Raw genomic sequence first — 17,867 nt, 5'->3', positions numbered from 1 at the left:
CTCCCAGGTGCGTGGCTCGCGGTCGATGCCCGCGGCCACCGCACGCGGCTTGAGCGCCTCGGACACCAGGGTCAGGTCGATGCGCAAGCCCAGATCGCGGCGGAAGCCGGCCGCACGGTAGTCCCACCAGCTGAACACACCGGCGGCGTCGTTGTGCAGCCGGAACGCGTCATGCAGCCCCAGGGCCAGCAATTTCTCCAGTGCGCCACGCTCCGCCGCCGAGGTGAGAATGTGCTCCTCGTTCCACACGGCCGGGTCGTGCACATCGCGCGCGTCCGGGGCGATGTTGAAATCGCCCAGCACCACCAGCTGCGGATACTTCTGCAGCTCGGCGGCAATCCAGTCGTGCACCGCCTCCAGCCAGCGCAGCTTGTAGGCGTACTTGTCGGTACCGATATCCTGGCCGTTGACCACATACAGGTTGATGATGCGCACGCCATCGACCGTGCCGGCGATCACCCGCTTCTGCTCGTCCTCGAAGCCGGGAATGCCGATCTGCACGTCCTCGATCGGTTGCCGCGCCAGCAGCGCGACACCGTTGTAGGTCTTCTGCCCGGCGAACACGTTGCGGTAGCCCAGTTCGAGCAGGCGTGTGTCCGGGAATTTGTGGTCCTCCAGCTTGGTTTCCTGGATGCCGACCACGTCGGGGGCGAAGCCGGCCAGCCACTGCTCCAGATGCGGCAGGCGGACGTTGAGCGAATTGACGTTCCACGAAGCGATTTTCATGGCAGTGATTCTAATCCGGCGCCCTCGCAAAGGGAGGCCAGTTCCCCTGCAAAGGGCAACAAAGCCTATCTAGTGAATATTGGGGAATACACTTTTTCAGCGTTCCGATTCGCGCAGACTGCCCGTGGAGATGAGGGGAAGCCATGCGTAGCAAGCTGTTTGTACCCGGCGCACGTCCGGAACTGTTCGACAAGGCGATGGCCGGCCCGGCCGACGCCTTGTCCCTTGATCTGGAAGATTCGGTACCCGAGGCGGGAAAGCAGGCCGCCCGTGAAGAGGTGGCCAGCTTCCTCGCCCGCACCGACATCACCGCCCCCGGCAAGCGTCTCATCGTCCGCACCAATGGCAGTGACAGCCCGCACTTCGCCGCCGATCTTGCCGCCGTGGCTGTGCCCGGCCTGTGGCTGCTGAACGTACCCAAGATTGAATCGGTCGCGCAGATTCGCCACATCGCTGCCGCGCTGGACCAGGCCGAGATCGCCAACGGCGTCACCCGGCCGATCGGCCTGCTGCTCAATATTGAAACCCCGCGTGGCCTGCGCCTGGCCGCTGAGCTGGCCACGGCGCATTCGCGCGTGGCCGGCCTGCAGCTCGGTCTGGGTGACATGTTCGCGCCCAACGGCATTGCGCGCGATCCGGCCAACGTGCACTTCACCCTCTCCGTATTGAAGATGGCCGCCGCCGAAGCGGGTGTGTTCGCCTGCGATGGCGCCTGGCCAGATGTGGCCGACAGTGAGGGTTTCCGTATCGAAGCAAAGATGGCGCAAAGGCTGGGCTTTATCGGCAAAAGCTGCATCCATCCCAGCCAGGTGGCATTGGCGAACGATATCTTCCGCGTTCCCCAGGCGCTGATCGAAGAGGCAGAGCGGATTGTGGCCGCGGCGGCCAAGGCCAGTGACAGCGGCCGCGGCGCATTCCTGTTCGAAGGCCGGATGATCGACCTGCCTTTTCTGCGTCGCGCCGAAGCATTGCTCGCCGCAGCGCGCCCCGTCTCAATCTAGATCGCTTCCGTCGACGTTCGAATTCCTTCTGCCTATCGTGCGGCGGCCCTGTCCGGACCCGCCCACCTTTTACCCGGTCCTTCCATGTCCAGATCCGCGGCCTGCGCTTTCGTCCCCACCCTGCTCCGATACTGCGCACACCCACTGCGCATGATCGCCATCACCATGCTGTTCATGGTCAGCAGTACCGTGGCAGCCGAGAGCCTGACTACGGTAAGCGCCGGCACCCTGCCGCCGTTGCCGGGGAATGTCGCCCCGGAGGAACTGCTCAGCATCGATGGCCGTACCGTGGCGCTCGGCAAAGGTCAGGCATGGGCACTGCGCGCCGACAACAAGGCCTGGGAACTGCTGACGGGCAAGATCGATGCAACGGTACACGGGGCCATAGCCGCAGGCGGACGGGCCTATCTGCTGGAAGGCAGCGCCGCAGGCACCAGCGATCGCCTGCAGCCACTCCAGCTGCAAAAGAACGATCTGAAGAAGGGCAGTGCGGTGCCACTGCCGCTGGCATTGACCTCGACCCATGCCACCGTGCTGGGCGATACGCTGTACCTGAGCGGCAATGACGATACGGGCGCTACCCGTCTGTACAGCCGCAGCCTTGCAGCCTCTGCCACCAGCGCCTGGCAGCCGAAGACCGTCTGGCCGCAAACCGGCACACCCAGCGCGCTGCAGGCCCAGAGAGGCAGGTTGTATGCCGTGGTGGGTGGTGCACAGCAGAACGACCAGTTATGGCGCTGGTCCGCTGAAGACGGCTGGCAGTCGATGCCACCGCTGCAAGGCAAGCTCATCGACGGATCGATGCGCGCCCTGGGCCAGGCCCATCTGCTGATGCTGGTGAAAACTCCAGGCGGGAAGATCCAGGCCCGGACCTTCCACTCGATCACCAGTGCCTGGAACACGCTCGAAGATGCGCCCGCCATTGCCGCACCGCAGGCGATCACCAGCTGGGGCAATGGCCTGCTGTGGGCCAGCACCGGCGCTGGCGGCAGTCAATTCCAGTACGCACAGATAGAAAGCAGCAAACACCTGCTGCGCTGGCTCGACTGGGCAGTGATCATCGTCTATCTGGCAGCGATGCTCGGCATCGGCGCCTGGTTCTATTTCCAGGAAAAACATGGCAGCACCTCCGACTTTTTCGTCGGCGGTCGCAGCATTCCTTTCTGGGCCGCCGGCATCAGCCTGTATGCCACCAACACAAGCTCCATCAGCTTCATCGCCATTCCTGCCAAGCTTTCGAGACGAACTGGCAGTACATGACCAACAACCTGATCGCCGTTCTGGGCCTGATGTTCGTGGCGATCTGGATCGTGCCACTGTTACGCCGCCTGGACCTGATGAGCGTCTTTTCCTATCTGGAAACCCGTTTCCATCCGACCATCCGCATGCTGGCCAGCGGGCTGTGCATCGTCATGCAGATCGGCAGCCGGATGAGCGTGATCCTGTTTCTGCCGGCGCTGGCGATCTCCACCATCACCGGTATTGATGTGGTCTGGAGCATCCTGCTGATGGGGGTGTTCACCATCATCTACACCACGATGGGCGGCATGAAAGCGGTGATCTGGACCGACTTCGTGCAGGTGTTCGTGATGTTCGGCGGCGCCATCTTCGCCATCGGCTTCATCATCCAGCAGATCAACGGCGGCATGCCGGAGTTCCTGTCCACGGCCATGGCCGAAAACAAGACCCAGCTGTTCGATTTCAGCTTCGATCTGACCAAAGCCACGGTATGGGGCTTCATCTTCCTGGTCGTGTTCGACGTGGTGCTGACGTTCCCCAAAGACCAGGTGTTGATGCAGCGCGTGCTCTCGACCAAGTCCGACAAGGAAGCCGGACGTTCCATCTGGACGTTCGCGGCGATGATGATTCCCGGGGGCTTTGTTTTCTACGGCATTGGCACCGCTTTGTGGGTGTATTACAAGAACAATCCGGAACGACTCAATCCCCTCCTGCCGATTGATGCCACGTTTCCGCTGTTCATCGCGGCCGAACTGCCGATGGGGGTGACCGGACTGATCATCGCCGGTATCTTCGCCGCCGCGATGTCCACGCTGTCGAGCATCATCAACAGCGTCTCCACACTGGCCTCTGTCGACTTCTACGAGAGGCTTAAAAAGAATCCGACTCCCAAGCAGAGCGTCCGGTTTGCCGAGTGGATCGGGGTGCTGGTCGGTTTGATCGCCATCGGTATCGCACTGGTGATGAGCAGGTATGACATCCATTCGCTGTTCGATGTCTCCATCGAACTGGCGGGACTGCTCGGCGGCGGTTTCGCCGGTGCCTACACGCTGGGCATGTTCACCCGCCGTGCCAACTGGCAGGGCGTGGCGATCGGCGTAGCGGCAGCATTCTCATCACCCTGATTTTCTGGTCGATGAGTCTGGTCCATCCGTACTTCTATCTGGCCATCTCCATCCTGCTGTGCATCGTTATCGGCTATCTGGCCAGCCTCTTCTTCCCACCGCCGGCAGCCTCGCTGAAGGGTCTGACCATCTACAAACAGGACACGGCATAACGACCCCTGGGCGTTGAACCATGACCTTGGTCCATCGCACCGGCTGGTCGGCTGATGTAGCGTGCTTGGCAGCTGAGAGGTAGATCGTGGAAACCCAGTTCCTCAATACATTCGTCACCGTGGTCGATCGTGGCTCGATGGCCGCCGCCGCACGTTTGCTGCACATCACGCCGGCCGCCGTGGCCCAGCAGATTCGCACCTTGGAACGCGAACTGGGCGTGCCGCTGATCGCCCGCGCCGGACGTACGGTGAGCGTGACCGAGGAAGGCGCGCGCATATTGCAGCGCGCGCGCGACCTGCTGCGCAACGTCGCCGACCTGCGCAGCGTGGCGAACGAGAACGATCTGGCAGGCGAATTGCGTTTGGGCGCGTGCCCCACCGCACTGGCCGGACTGCTGCCGGACATCCTGTCGCGGATGGTGGCCACATTCCCCCAGATCAACGTCTTCATCAAACCCGGCTATTCGGCGGACCTGTACCGCGCGGTGGAAGGCGGCGACGTGGATGCGGCGATGGTGATGCAGGCACCCTTTCCGCTGCCCAAGACCTGCAACTGGCAGCTGCTGCGTGAGGAACCACTGGTGTACTGGCGCCGGCCCGTTTTGCCGGGCGCGACCCACACGAATTGCTCTGCGAGCAGCCACTGATACGTTACGACCGCCATGAATGGGGTGGCCGGCAGGCCGACGAGTATCTGCGCCAGGCAGGGATCGTGCCGCGCGAGCGTTTCGAACTCAACGCCTTGAACGCCATCGCGGTGATGGTGGACCGGGGCCTTGGCGTATCGCTGGTTCCGGACTGGGCCAGACCGTGGCCCGAAGGCTCAATGTCGTGCGCATCCCTTTGCCGCTGCCCAGCGAACCGCGCCGGATCGGCGTGGCCTGGTCGCGATCTTCGGTGCGGATCCGGCTGGTCAACGTGTTGCTGGAAGAAGCCCGCGCCGCGTTGAACGAGCGTCAGCGCTGAAACAGCGGTCCTGCGCCTGTGCGCAGGGGGCGATAAGCAACAAACCCTAGGGAATGAACATAGATAGCCTCGGTTCTATCACCCTGGAGCCGGCTCTAGTCTCACGCGTATTGCCGGTTGTGCTTGCAGCGCCCTGGGAGGGACGTACACACGGGTCGGCGACCTGGACGCTTGCGTCCATGCAAACCATTCGGCGCTGACAATCCCCAATTGTCCCCGCTGTTTTTTTCCAACGGGGGAGAAATCAATGATCAAGCCACTTTCCGCAGCCATCAGTGCGGCACTGCTCGCATGCGTGATGAGTCCTGCCCAGGCGCAGGACAAGAACGCCACCGACCTGGACCAGGTCATCGTCACCGGTACCCGCACTCCTGTTGCGATCGACAAGGTCCCCGGCGCGGTCACCCTGGTGACCCCCGAACAAGTACAGCGCACCCTCAACCTGACCGAAGACGCCACTGCGGTGCTCGCACGCATGGTGCCGGGCTATTCCGAATCCTCGCAGGCGATGAGCAACTCCGGTGAGACCCTGCGCGGCCGCATCGCGCTGCGCCTGTTCGATGGCGTGCCACAGGGCTCGCCGCTGCGCGAGGGCAACCGCAACGGCACATTCACCGACATGGGCGTCATCGGCCGGATCGAAGTCATCAATGGTCCCTCGGCCGCCGAGGGCATCGGTGGTGCCGGTGGCGTGATCAACTACCTGTCGAAGAATCCGGACGTGGACGGCCACGAGACCACCGTGAGCACGCGCTACGGCACCCAGTTCAAGAATGACAGCGCGCAGTCCAAGATCGGCATCATGCATACCTACAAGGGTGATGCGGCCGACTTCCTGGTCAGCGGTGCCTACATCGACCGCGGCGTGGCTTACGACGGCGACGGGCGCCGGGTTGGCCTGAACACCTCCGGCTCGCTGTCCGATTCGTACAGCAAGAACCTGTTCATGAAGGGCGGCTACAACTTCGGCGAAGGCCAGATGCAGCGCATCCAGGCAAGCTACAGCAACTTCCATATCGGCGGTAAGCACAACTACAAACCGGAGGAAGGCTGCCGTTTCGATCCGGTCGAATGCCCGGTGCCGTCCACCAACACCGCCGTGAAGGGCTCCATCGCCGGGTCACTGGCCGAGTTCAATGATTTCGAACAGTTCGCGGCCAAGTACACCAACGCCGACTTCTTCGGTGGCGACCTGAGCGTGGACGCCTATTGGGCACAACAGGCCATGCGCTACGTGCCTGAGAACGGTTCGGATCGCCAGCTGGTCAAGCCGGCGCCACCGGAAGCCGAGCGTATCTGGGACCAGTCCGAGATCAACAGCGAGAAGAAGGGGCTGCGCTTCGGCTACGCCTACAACGACCTGCTCAAGGTGGAGGGGCTGCGCCTGCGCGCCGGCCTGGATCTGGTGGAAGACACCGCTGAACAGCGCCTGGCACTGACCAACCGCCTGTGGGTGCCGCCGATGAAGTACACCAGCCTCGCCCCCTATGCCCAGCTGAGCTGGGATATCGGTCCGGTGACGCTGGATGCGGGCATCCGCCGCGAAGACGGCGAGCTCGAGATCGACAGCTACACGACCGTGCCTTCCGCGACAATACCCGTGTGCAGGGCGGCAAGATGGATTACAAGGCCAACATGCCCAACTTCGGTGCGATCTGGCGCATCAGTGATGAGTGGTCGGTGTTCGCGTCGTACTCGGAGGGCTTTGGCATTGCCAACGTCGGTATTCCGCTGCGCAACATCCAGGCCAACAGCCCATGCAAGGCCGTGTCCTGTATCGCCGACCTGCAGCCGTTGATCACCGAGAACAAGGAAATCGGCTTCAACTGGCGTGGCGCCAAGGGCCAGGTCGGCGCGTCGGCGTACCGCTCGACCTCCGACTTCGGCTCCACCTTGACCATCGACAAGGTCACCGAAGACTTCATCCTCACCCGTGCTCCGGTGGAGATCGAAGGCATCGAGCTCAACAGCGCCTGGACGTTCAACGACCAGTGGAAGGCCACCTTCCTGTACTCGCGCATCCGCGGCCAGACCCAGTACTACGCAGGTTCGGGCCTGGTGAAGGAAATGGGCATCCTGGACATCTCACCGGACAAGGTGAACGCCTCGCTGACCTGGACCCCGGCCGACAACCTCAACGCCACGCTGGGCGTGAGCAAAACCTTCAGCCGCGACCTCCGTGAGACCTTCACCAATCCGACCAACGGCGATGTCTATGAGAACGAAGAGAGCACCTACGGCTATGCGCTGTGGGATCTCAGCGTGAACTACGACACCGGCCGCTATGGCCAGCTGTCTGTAGGCATCGAGAACCTGTTCGACAAGCAGTACGTGCTGACCTGGTCGCAGCTGCCGGGCTGGCAGAACTACTTCTCCGGCCGTGGCCGGATGGTTTCTCTGAGCCATACCATCAAGTTCTGACAGAGGCTTGATGCATAGAGCGCCGCCGCTTTGGTGGCGCTTTTTTTTTCGCGCGCCCCGTTGGCGCCAGCCGCACCACCACCGCGTTTTGGAGAGAGAGCGCACCATGAAGAACCTGTTGTCATCGAGCATAACCCTGGCCTTGCTGCTGTCGGCAAACGCACACGCACAGGACACCACAGTGGCAGATCGCGACAAACCCAGCGCCACCACGCTGGACAACGTCATTGTCACCGGCACCCGTGCGCCCAAGGCGGTGGACCGCATCCCGGGCGCAGTCAGCATCATCAGTCTGCAGGAGTTGAACAATTCGCTGAGTCTGACCGAGGACGCCACCGCGGTACTGACGCGCACGATTCCCGGCTACTCCGAATCGACCCAGGCACTGACCAACTCCGGTGAAACCCTGCGCGGCCGCATCGCGCTGCGCCTGTTCGACGGCATTCCGCAGACCTCGCCGCTGCGTGAGACCAACCGTGCCGGCAGCTTCACCGACCTGGGCGTGATCGGCCGCATCGAAGTGGTCAACGGCCCCTCCGCGGCGGAAGGCGTGGGCGCGGCGGGCGGCATCATCAACTACATTTCCAAGACACCGGAAGAAGGCAGCCACACCAACGTCAGTACCCGCTACAGCAGCCAAGGCCGCGACGACAGCGAGGGCTGGAAGGTCGGCCTGACCTTCGGCCACAAGGAGGACGCCTACGACCTGCTGCTGTCCACCTCGTTCGTGGACCGTGGCATGGCCTATGACGCCAAGGGCCGCAAGATCGGCATGCGCGGCTCAGGCACGATCAACGATTCCGAGTCCAAGAACCTGTTCCTGAAAGTGGGCACCAACTTCGGCGAAGCGGACATGCAGCGCCTGCAGGCCACGCTCAGCCGCTTCAACCTGACCGGCAAGGGCAACTACACCGGCATCAACGGTGACCGTGCCAACAATGTCACCTCGACCTCGATCGCCGGCACCCCGCTGGGCGCCAAGACCGAGTTCAACAATTTCAACCAGTTCTCGCTGTCCTACAGCCACGCCGATTTCTTCGGCGGCACCCTGCTCGCCGACGCCTACCGCGCCGATCAGGCGATGCGCTATCCGGCCGAGAACGGCTCGGACAAGCAGGACCCGCTGTTCGCACCGCTCGGCCAGCTGGTCGACCAGTCCGAAGTCAATTCGGAAAAGCGCGGCGTGCGCACCTCGTGGACCCGTGGCGAGCTGTTCGGCGTTGAAGGGCTGGAACTGCGTGCCGGTGTGGACGTGGTCAAGGACCTCACCGACCAGCGGCTGGCACTGACGCAGCGCGTGTGGGTACCGCCGATGGAGTACACCAGCACCGCGCCGTATGCCCAGCTGTCGTGGGACATCGGCCCGTTGACGGTCAGTGGCGGCCTGCGCCAGGAAGACGGCAAGTTGAGCGTGGACAGCTACACCACCACCTACTACAACAAGCGCGTGTTCGTGGAAGGCGGCAAGCTGGACTACAAGGCCGATCTGCCCAACCTCGGCGTGGTCTATCGCTTCACCGACCAGCTGTCGGCCTATGCCTCCTATTCGGAAGGCTTCAGCCTGCCCAACGTCGGTATTCCGCTGCGCAACATCAACAAGCCGGGTCAGAGCGTCAGCGGCATCCTCGATCTGCAGGCGATCATCGTCGAGAACCGGGAAATCGGCTTCAACTGGCGCACCGGCAACGCCACATTCAGTGGCTCCTACTACCGCAGCGACTCGGACTTCGGTGTGTCGCTGAGCACCGATCCGGTCACCGGCGATTTCGTCATGAACCGCGGCCCGGTCAAGATCAACGGCATCGAGTTCAGCGGCAGCTACGACTTCAGCGATGACCTGAAGGTCAATGCGATGTACTCGCACATCGTCGGCAAGACTGGTTCACCAAGAACGGGCCGCTGGACAAGCGCATGGGCGCCAACGATGTCAGTCCGGACAAGATCGGTGTGAACCTGTTCTGGCGCCTGGCACCGCAGGTTGATCTGAACCTGGGCGCGATGACCCTGCTCTCGCGCACCCTCAACCAGGGCAAGAGCGGCGCCGAACACACCTCCGGGCGCACCCTGCTCGATGTGAGCATGAACTACGACACCGGCCGTTTCGGCAAGCTGACCCTGGGCGTGGAGAACCTGCTCAACAAGCAGTACATCCTCACCACCTCCGAGGCCAGCAACAGCAACGACGACTGGATGGCCGGTCGCGGTCGCGTGTTCTCCCTGTCGCATAACATCAACTTCTGATGAGCGACCTCACAGCCAGGGGCGTGCGCCTCCGTCATCGCGATCATGCCGGCCCCGGTGGCCGGCGTGACGCGGTGTGGCTGTACCGCGGTGCCTGGGGCCTGGCCCTGGGCGCCGTGCTCTGTTTGACGGGATTGCCGCTGGTGGCCTGCGCCACCGCGCCCAGCAGCGCCGCGCTACCAGTGGCACCGGTGGCCCTGCCAGCGGCACCAACGCTGCCGGCAATCGACGACTTCCTGCGCGATGCAACTGCCGAGCGCGGCTATCCCGGCGCGGTCGCACTGATCCTGCACGACGGAAAGACCGTGCATGCCGCCAGCTATGGCTGGCAGGATCTGGCACATACCCGGCCAATGCGCCGTGACAGCATCTTCCGCATCTACTCGATGACCAAGACCGTGGCCTCGGTCGCGGCACTGATGTTGATGGACGAGGGCAAGCTGGGTCTGGACGATCCGGTGGCACGTCACCTCCCCGAATTTTCCAAGCTGCAGCTGTTCACCGGCGGCAGCGCCGCCGCCCCGCAACTGCGCCCGGCAACCCGCACCCTCACCGTGCGTCATCTGCTCACCCACACCGCCGGCTTCGCCGCCGGCGGCGAGGGGTTCGAAGCGGTGACGCAGCTGCTGGAACAGCACCGGGTGCGCGAGGTGGACACGCTGGCCGAGTACGCCGCACGCTTGAGCCAGGTGCCACTGGCCGCCGAACCCGGCACCCGCTTCCGCTACGACAGCACCTCCACCGAGACCCTGTCGCGACTGGTGGAAGTAGTCGCCGGTATGCCCTTCGAGCAGTTCCTGCAACAACGCATCTTCACCCCGCTGGGCATGCTCGATACTGGCTTTGAAGTGCCGCTGGCACAGCGCGCGCGGGTGGTCGAGCTGACCACGATGGGCGATGGCGCCACGCTGGTGCTGGCCGATGAAGCGCATGCACGTGCACCCGGCACCGCGTTGCGGCCCTATCGCAGCGGCGCCGGCGGGCTGTACTCCACCGCCGATGACTACGGCCGTTTCGCGCAGATGCTGCTCGATGGCGGCCAGTCCCATGGCGTGCGCCTGCTCCGCGCCGATACCGTGGCGCTGATGCTGCAGAACCAGCTGGTGCACACCGCGCTGCCCAAGCCGGTCACCGAATTCAGCGATGCCGAGGGCTTCGGTCTGGGCGGCTCGGTGCTGTTGGATCCGGCATTGAAAGGCCGCACCGCCGCGCCCGGCGCGTTCGGCTGGTCCGGTGCCGCCTCGACCTATTACACGATCGACCCGGGCAAAAAACTGGTCGCGATCCTGATGCTGCAGCACCTCCCCGGCGGCGCACAGGATCTGCCGCGCATCAGTACCCGGTTCTACAACCTCGTCGATGAGGCGATACATCCATGACCCAGATCCAGCCCCGCACTGTACTCGTCGCCGGCTCGGCCAATCTCGATTTCGTCGTACGTGCCTCGCACGTGCCGGCCCCGGGTGAAACCGTGCTCGGCCGGGAGTTCCGCACCTTCCCTGGCGGCAAGGGTGCCAATCAGGCGGTGGCCTGCGCGCGCGCCGGTGGCACCGCCACGCAGATGCTGCTCGCCCTGGGCCAGGACGACTTCGCCAGGCCGATTGAAGCTTCGCTGCATGACGCCGGCGTGCTGCTGCACACCGTGCGTGACGCTGCATTGCCAACCGGCACCGCCTTCATCTGTCTGTCCGACGACGCCGAGAACGCGATCACCGTCGCGCCCGGCGCCAACATGGCACTGCGCGCCGAACACCTGCCAGCGCTGGACGGCATCGGCTGGCTGCTGCTCCAGCTGGAGACACCGTTGGACACGGTCACCGCCTATGCACGCGCCGCGCGTGCGGCCGGGGTCAAGGTCGCGCTCAATGCGGCCCCCGCGCAACCGCTGCCCGATGCGCTGCTGGCGCTGCTGGACATGCTGATCGTCAATGAGGGCGAACTGGCGGTGGTGGCCGGCAACCCTCCGGATCTGGCCACCGGGCTGGCGCGCGTGGACGTGCCATGCGTGATCGTGACGCTGGGGGCACGGGGGTGCCTGGCACGCGTGGACGGGCAGATCCTGCTGCAACCGGCATTCCGGATCGAGCCGCTGGATACCACCGCTGCCGGCGACACCTTCTGCGGCGCGTTGATCGCATCGCTGGCCCGCAATTCCCGGCTGCAAGATGCCCTGCTGATGGCCAGTGCCGCTTCGGCGCTGACCTGCACCCGGCTGGGCGCGCAGTCGAGCATTCCTACCTTCTCCGAAGTTGCCGCGTTGCTGGCGGACCGCACCCGCCGACCCGGTGATGACGCCCATGCCGCGCTCGCGGCATGGTGCGCGCTTTGATGCTTTTTCTTTCCGTTCCCTGCTGGATGCCTCGCCCATGACCATGCCTTATCAGATCCCCGACTACGACAATGAAGCAGCCGATCACGGGCGTGAGGCAGTCACCACCGAGTACAAATTCTCCCACGTCACCACCGGCCGCTACCTGCCCACGCCGGGCAAGGCGCCGGCCTGGCCGTTTGCCGACATCGGCAGCTGGATGATCGACGCCAATGCCTCGGCCGGCGACTGGCTGACCGAGCTGCGCGACTGGCGCACCGAGCACCTGGTGCGTCTGGGCTACACCGACGTCAATTACCGTCGCCCGGAACTGCAGTGGGCGCAGCGCAACTTCGTCCATGCGCAGATGATGGTCGAGGACCGCTACTTCTATGACGTGGAAACCGCGCAGTACACCGTGGACAAGTACCTGGACGACCTGGAGGCGCGCTTCGGCGGGCTGGATTCGGTGCTGATCTGGTACATCTACCCCAACATCGGCATCGATGACCGCAACCAGTTCGACCTGGCCCACACCCTGCCCGGCGGCATCGATGGCCTGAAGGCCGCGGTGCAGGCCTTCCAGGCCCGTGGGGTGAAGGTGTTCCTGCCGGCCAAGCCCTGGGATCACGGCACCCGCGACCCGGGTGTGACCCACTGGGACGGCCTGGCCGAAATCATCCAGTACACCGGTGCCGACGGCATCAACGGTGACACCTTCAACGGCGTGCCGCGTGCGTTCTTCGACGCCTGCGATGCCCGTGGCAACCCGGTGGTGGTGCAGCCCGAATCGACCATCAGCTCCGAAGAGCAGCTGATCTGGAACGTGCAGAGCTGGGGCAAGAAGGCCCCGGACGGCCCGGTGCCGCCGGTGTCCAAGTGGAAGTGGCTCGAACCGCGCCACATGGTCAACTACGAGAACCGCTGGGGCCGCAACCGCAACCACGACCTGCAGTACTGCTTCTTCAACGGCATCGGCTACAACGCATGGGAAAACATCTGGGGCATCTGGAACCAGTTCACCGACCGTGACGGCGAGACCCTGCGCCGCATCGCCCGCATCTACCGCCAGTTCCCGCAGCTGGTGGTGGCCATGGACTGGGCGCCGTACCAGGTGTGCCTGCAGGGCGGCATCTTCGCCAGCGTGTTCCCGGTCGCGGGCCTGGCCCTGCGCACCTTCATCAACCGCTTCGAATACGACGTGTGCGGCGAGCAGATCGCCATCGATCACGTCGACGGCACCCGCTACTTTGATGTCTGGAACGGCCGCGAGCTGAGCCCGGCGATACGTGATGGCAAGGCCTACCTGTCCTTCGACATCGAAGCGCGCGGCTTCGGCGCCGTGCTCAGCATAGCCACTGGCACCAACGTCGACGGTCTGGACGACTTCATTGCCTTGACGGCTGAAGCCAACGCCAAGCCGCTGTCGGCCTATTCGGGCGCCTGGAAGGCGCTGCCGCAGCAGATCGTGGACATCGCCCCGACCGCGCCGGCCGCCACGGCACCGGAAGGCATGGTCAGCGTGCCGGGCGGCGAGTTCGTGTTTGCCGTGGGCGGTGTGGAAATCGAAGGCTTCAACTGGGCCGGCCAGGACGTGCAGTACCCCTGGGAATCGGTGCCGCGCCGCCACCACCGCCAGGTGATGGACATCGCCCCGTTCCACATCGACCGCCACCTGGTCACCAATGCCCAGTTCAAGGCCTTCACCGATGCCACCGGCTATGCACCGGCCGACAACATCAACTTCCTGGCCCACTGGGTCGATGGCGCGCCGCGCGCCGGCTGGGAGAACAAGCCGGTGGTGTGGGTCTCGCTGGAAGATGCCCGCGCCTATGCCGCCTGGGCCGGCAAGCGCCTGCCGCACGAATGGGAATGGCAGTACGCCGCGCAGGGCACCGACGGCCGCAGCTATCCGTGGGGCAACGACTGGGATGACACCCGCGTGCCGCGCATCAACCGTGGCCGCCGCATCCTCCCCGCTGACGATGTGGGCAGCTTCCCACAGGCGGCAAGCCCGTTCGGCGTGGAAGACCTGGTCGGCCATGTCTGGCAGTGGACCGAGGAATTTGGCGACGAGCACACCCGCGTGGCGATCCTGCGCGGTGGATCAAGCTACCAGCCGCAGACCTCGCACTGGTACTTCCCGCAGGCCTACCGCTTGGACCAGCACGGCAAGTACCTGCTGATGGCCCCGGCCAAGGACCGCAGCGGCATGCTCGGCTTCCGCTGCGTGGTGGATGCGGCATGAGCGCGTCCATCACCTTCAGCCAGCAGCTGATCGCCCCGGCCGCCGTGCAGCTGGGGGGCGTGTTCGGCGACATGCTCGCGGCCAACCGGTCCGGGCGCCTGTCCAGCTTCATCGTGGACGAGAACAGCCCGTCGATCTCGATCTTCGGCCAGGCCCACAAGCAGCAGAACCAGGAAGGCGACTGGTACGGCGAACACGCCGGCAAGTGGCTCTCGGCCACCGCCCGTGCCGTGGCCCAGGGCGGCCAGCCGCAGCTGGAAGCCAACCTGCGCCGCGTGGCCGACTGGCTGATCAGCCAGCAGGATGCCGATGGCTACCTGGGCAATTACGCCGAAAACCGCCGCTTCACCGTGCCGCAGCCGCCCAAGCCCGAGAGCTGGAACGGCGAGCCGGCGCTGCGCACCTGGGACATGTGGACTCACAGCTACCTGCTGCTGGGCTTCATCGAGACCTGGCGTGCGCTGGGCGATGACGCCTACCTGCAGGCGGCGCGCCGCATTGCCGACCTGTGCTGGGACACCCTGGACGGCGGCATCGACATCACCACCCTGGGCAACCATCACGGCATGTCGGCCACGGTGTTGCTGGACCCGGCTGCCGACCTGTACCTGGTCACCGGCGAGCCACGCTATCTGGCGCTGGCCGAGAAGATCCTGCAGCAGGCCAATGCCAATCCGCGCCTGGCCTTGCTCGACAAGGGCATCGCCAACGAAGACGCGGCCTTCATCGCCACCGGCAAGGCTTACCAGCTGTCGTGGAACCTGGTGGGCCTGGCCAAGCTGTACAAGGCCACCGGCAACGCCGATTACAAGCGGGCCATCGACAACCTGTGGGACAACATCCGCGAGCAGCACCTGACCCTGGGCGGGGGCCCGTGGGGCGGCGTGGCGCATCGCTCGCGCGAGGTGTTCAACGCACCGCGTACGTTCTTCCCGCAGGCCTATGTGGAAACCTGCTCGGTACTGGCCTGGATGCAGCTCAACCGTGAACTGCTGGCCATCAGCGGCCACGCCCGCTATGCCGACGAGCTGGAGCGTACCGCCTACAACGACCTGCTGGCCGCGATGGCACCCAACGGTGAGGACTGGTGCTACTACACCTTTCCCAACGGCAAGCGCGTGCACACCACGTACTGGCGCTGCTGCAAATCCTCCGGTGCAATGGCGGTGGAAGAGCTGCCGCAGATCGCCTATGGCGTTGCAGCTGATGGCGGGCTGCGGGTAAACCTGTACGGGGCCGGCGAAGCCACGCTCCATCATGCAGATGCCGGCAAGGTGGTGCTGCAGCAGCAGACCCGCTATCCGTTCAACGGTGATATCAGCCTGCGGGTGACGCCCGAGCACAGCGCCAGCTTCGGCATCGGCCTGCGCATCCCGGCCTGGGCCGAGGACGCCCGCATCCAGGTCAATGGCATCAACGTACCGGTACAGGTTGGCGCGGATGGCTACGTGCAGCTGCAGCGGCAATGGAAGGCCGGTGATCTGGTCAGCGTGAAGCTGCCGATGCAGCCGCAGCTGCACCGCGCCGCCAACATCAATGTGCAGGAATCGCGTGCACCGGACGGTTCGCCGGTGGCACAGGAAGTACTGCGCTGGGAGTACATCGGCCTGAGCTACGGCCCGCTGGTCTATGCGACCACGCTGATCGATGGCTTCAAGACCGATGAAACGATAAAGCTGCCGGAAGGTGATCCCTCGCGCTGGCTGCAGGTGGGCCGAGACGACGGTGAAGGCGCGCCGGTGACAATGCAGCTGGAGTGCCGCGCGCCGCTGGCGTTCACACCGTACTACCGCTGCGGTGGACGTGAGCACGGTGCATGGCGCCTCACGTGGCTGTCATTGGCACCGCAATAAAGCTGTTGCCACCGTCTGCCCCCTGCAGGGTGCAGGCAGCGGTTGAGAGGAAGGCGTTGGCAAGGCGATCCCTGCTTTTTGTCCTCGCTGAAAATACCCGCACGATATGTTTCCTCCCGTGCACGCGGAGGAAACTGCGATCAAGGATTCGAGTGCAGCCCATGTCAGCAAGCAACAACCCATCTCCGTTCGACATCGCCCGGCGCGATGGTGCCCGCGGCCCGCTCAGCGGCGTGCGCGTACTGGACCTGAGCGCCTATATCGCCGGCCCGTACGGCTGCACCCTGCTGGCCGACCAGGGCGCGGAAGTGATCAAGGTGGAGCCACCGGTTGGCGACAATCTGCGCCAGTACCCGTCCACGCTGGAAGCCGAAAGCCGCGCGTTCCTGGGGGTGAACCGTTCCAAGCGCGGGGTGGTGCTGGATCTCAAGCAGTCCGACCAGCGCGCAGTACTGATGCGGCTGGTGCGCGAAGCCGACGTGCTGGTGCACAACTTCCGCCCCAGCGTTCCGGCCCGTCTTGGCATCGACTTTGAAAGCCTGCACAAACTCAATCCGCGGCTGGTGTATTGCTCGGTCACCGGGTACGGCGAGCAGGGTCCGCTCAAAGACAAGGCCGGATACGACCAGGTGCTGCAGACCATGACCGGCATGTGCATGATGCAGGGCAAGGCCGGTGGCGCCCCGGAAATCCTCTACGGTTCGGTGGTGGACTACTACGCCGCCGCGCTGGTGGCCGCCGGGGTGTCCTCGGCGCTGTACGAGCGCGAGCGCAGTGGCGAAGGCCAGTTCGTTGGCGTGTCGTTGCTGCGCAGCGCCTTGACCATGCAGTCGGCGCGGATGATCTGGGCCGAGGGTGAACCCGAAGTGGTGGGGCGCGACATGCGCTCGGGCGGTGTCACCGGCATCCACCCGACCGCCGATGGCTATCTTTATGTCTCGGCCAATACACCGCGGTTCTGGCAGGCCCTGTGCGAGAAGACCGGGTTGGCCGAACTGGCCAGCGACCCGCGCTACGACACCGTGCGCAAACGCGCCGAACACGCCAGCCTACTGCTGTCGCAGCTGCATACCGCACTGGCCGCGCGCAGCGCGCTGGAATGGGAAGCACTGTTCGGCGAAGAGGTGCCGTGCGCGGCCGCGCGCAAGGTCGAGGACATGTTCGACCACCCGCAGGTGCTGGCCGAGGACATGATCGCCTCGCTGCCGCACCCGCTGCTGGGCAGCTACCGCGGTATTACCCGCCCGATCGTGTTCGGCCGCACGCCCGGCCCGCAACCGTTCGCCGCTCCCGTCTTCGATCAGGACACCGCTGCCGTGGGCGCGCTGCTCGATGCCCCTTCCGCCGATTGACTGCAAGGAACACCGCATGACCTCGCCCTCCAAACTCGCCCAGCTGCGCGAACTGTCGATCGTCGTCGCCGATACCGGTGATTACGAGGCGATCAAACGCCTGCAGCCGGTTGACTGCACCACCAACCCCACGCTGGTGAGGAAAGCCCTCGACCTGCCGGTCTACGCGGGCCTGATCGAGCGCGAATTGCAGTGGGGCCAGGCCCAGTCCGGTGACAGGCAGGCTGTTGCCAACG

Annotated in this window: 16 protein-coding genes and 2 pseudogenes; 17 read left to right on the top strand and 1 reads right to left on the bottom strand. The window is 64.6% G+C overall.

The window, feature by feature from the left end; genetic code table 11:
• Positions 1-726 (bottom strand): exodeoxyribonuclease III (xth, locus tag JCM9942_RS02315; RefSeq protein ID WP_054657306.1); only part of this gene is annotated, 726 nt, incomplete at its 3' end.
• Positions 727-869: 143 nt separating this feature from the next.
• Here xth and JCM9942_RS02310 point away from each other — a divergent pair.
• The 17 genes and pseudogenes from JCM9942_RS02310 to JCM9942_RS02245 form a co-directional block, all read left to right on the top strand.
• The gene (locus JCM9942_RS02310; protein WP_054657304.1) at positions 870-1,727 is read left to right on the top strand and encodes an HpcH/HpaI aldolase/citrate lyase family protein; all 858 of its coding nucleotides are present in this window, start codon (positions 870-872) and stop codon (positions 1,725-1,727) included.
• Positions 1,728-1,877: 150 nt separating this feature from the next.
• Positions 1,878-2,987: a Kelch repeat-containing protein gene (locus JCM9942_RS19855; RefSeq protein ID WP_054657302.1), complete on the top strand. Its 1,110-nt coding sequence runs from the start codon at positions 1,878-1,880 to the stop codon at positions 2,985-2,987.
• On the top strand, positions 2,984-4,090 hold the full coding sequence (locus tag JCM9942_RS19850; protein ID WP_054657300.1) for a sodium:solute symporter family transporter: 1,107 nt from the start codon (positions 2,984-2,986) through the stop codon (positions 4,088-4,090). The genes JCM9942_RS19855 and JCM9942_RS19850 overlap by 4 nt, the downstream gene beginning before the upstream one ends.
• 11 nt (positions 4,091-4,101) lie before the next feature.
• Positions 4,102-4,242, top strand: coding sequence for a hypothetical protein (locus JCM9942_RS19845; protein WP_256202268.1), 141 nt, complete (start codon positions 4,102-4,104; stop codon positions 4,240-4,242).
• A gap of 137 nt (positions 4,243-4,379) precedes the next feature.
• Positions 4,380-4,889 (top strand): LysR family transcriptional regulator, encoded by a 510-nt coding sequence (locus tag JCM9942_RS02295; RefSeq protein ID WP_425478292.1) that lies wholly within the window; start codon positions 4,380-4,382, stop codon positions 4,887-4,889.
• Positions 4,868-4,999 (top strand): annotated as a pseudogene (locus JCM9942_RS20595) (LysR family transcriptional regulator); the annotation flags it as partial. The gene JCM9942_RS02295 and the pseudogene JCM9942_RS20595, both read left to right, overlap by 22 nt.
• A gap of 74 nt (positions 5,000-5,073) precedes the next feature.
• A complete protein-coding gene (locus JCM9942_RS19840) occupies positions 5,074-5,208 on the top strand; it encodes a hypothetical protein (RefSeq protein ID WP_256202269.1) in 135 nt (44 codons plus the stop codon).
• A gap of 247 nt (positions 5,209-5,455) precedes the next feature.
• Positions 5,456-5,842: pseudogene (locus tag JCM9942_RS19835) on the top strand (TonB-dependent receptor plug domain-containing protein); the annotation flags it as partial.
• Between the two features lie 983 nt (positions 5,843-6,825).
• Positions 6,826-7,629 carry a TonB-dependent receptor domain-containing protein gene (locus JCM9942_RS19830; RefSeq protein ID WP_343123471.1) on the top strand — a complete coding sequence of 268 codons (804 nt, stop codon included), beginning with the start codon at positions 6,826-6,828 and terminating at the stop codon, positions 7,627-7,629.
• 106 nt (positions 7,630-7,735) lie between these two features.
• On the top strand, positions 7,736-9,580 hold the full coding sequence (locus JCM9942_RS02280; RefSeq protein WP_054657294.1) for a TonB-dependent receptor: 1,845 nt from the start codon (positions 7,736-7,738) through the stop codon (positions 9,578-9,580).
• Entirely contained in the window at positions 9,541-9,870 is a 330-nt protein-coding gene (locus JCM9942_RS19570; RefSeq protein ID WP_054657292.1) for a TonB-dependent receptor, read from the top strand. Before JCM9942_RS02280 ends, JCM9942_RS19570 begins: the two co-directional genes overlap by 40 nt.
• Complete coding sequence (locus JCM9942_RS02270) at positions 9,870-11,249, top strand: serine hydrolase domain-containing protein (RefSeq protein ID WP_054657290.1); 1,380 nt, start codon at positions 9,870-9,872, stop codon at positions 11,247-11,249. Before JCM9942_RS19570 ends, JCM9942_RS02270 begins: the two co-directional genes overlap by 1 nt.
• Positions 11,246-12,199, top strand: a complete 954-nt coding sequence (locus tag JCM9942_RS02265) for a ribokinase (RefSeq protein ID WP_054657288.1) — start codon at positions 11,246-11,248, stop codon at positions 12,197-12,199. Before JCM9942_RS02270 ends, JCM9942_RS02265 begins: the two co-directional genes overlap by 4 nt.
• 37 nt (positions 12,200-12,236) lie before the next feature.
• On the top strand, positions 12,237-14,426 hold the full coding sequence (locus JCM9942_RS02260; protein ID WP_241772638.1) for a formylglycine-generating enzyme family protein: 2,190 nt from the start codon (positions 12,237-12,239) through the stop codon (positions 14,424-14,426).
• Entirely contained in the window at positions 14,423-16,279 is a 1,857-nt protein-coding gene (locus JCM9942_RS02255) for a glycoside hydrolase family 127 protein (RefSeq protein ID WP_083468371.1), read from the top strand. The genes JCM9942_RS02260 and JCM9942_RS02255 overlap by 4 nt, the downstream gene beginning before the upstream one ends.
• A 161-nt stretch (positions 16,280-16,440) precedes the next feature.
• On the top strand, positions 16,441-17,631 hold the full coding sequence (locus JCM9942_RS02250; protein ID WP_054657287.1) for a CaiB/BaiF CoA transferase family protein: 1,191 nt from the start codon (positions 16,441-16,443) through the stop codon (positions 17,629-17,631).
• 16 nt (positions 17,632-17,647) lie between these two features.
• A partial coding sequence (locus JCM9942_RS02245; RefSeq protein WP_304941099.1) for a transaldolase family protein occupies positions 17,648-17,867 on the top strand: 220 nt, incomplete at its 3' end.

The sequence above is a fragment of the Stenotrophomonas pictorum JCM 9942 genome (genome assembly GCF_001310775.1).
Classification (GTDB): domain Bacteria; phylum Pseudomonadota; class Gammaproteobacteria; order Xanthomonadales; family Xanthomonadaceae; genus Stenotrophomonas; species Stenotrophomonas pictorum.
Note: the sequence above shows the minus strand (reverse complement) of the source record. Positions and strands in the feature narration are given on the sequence as shown.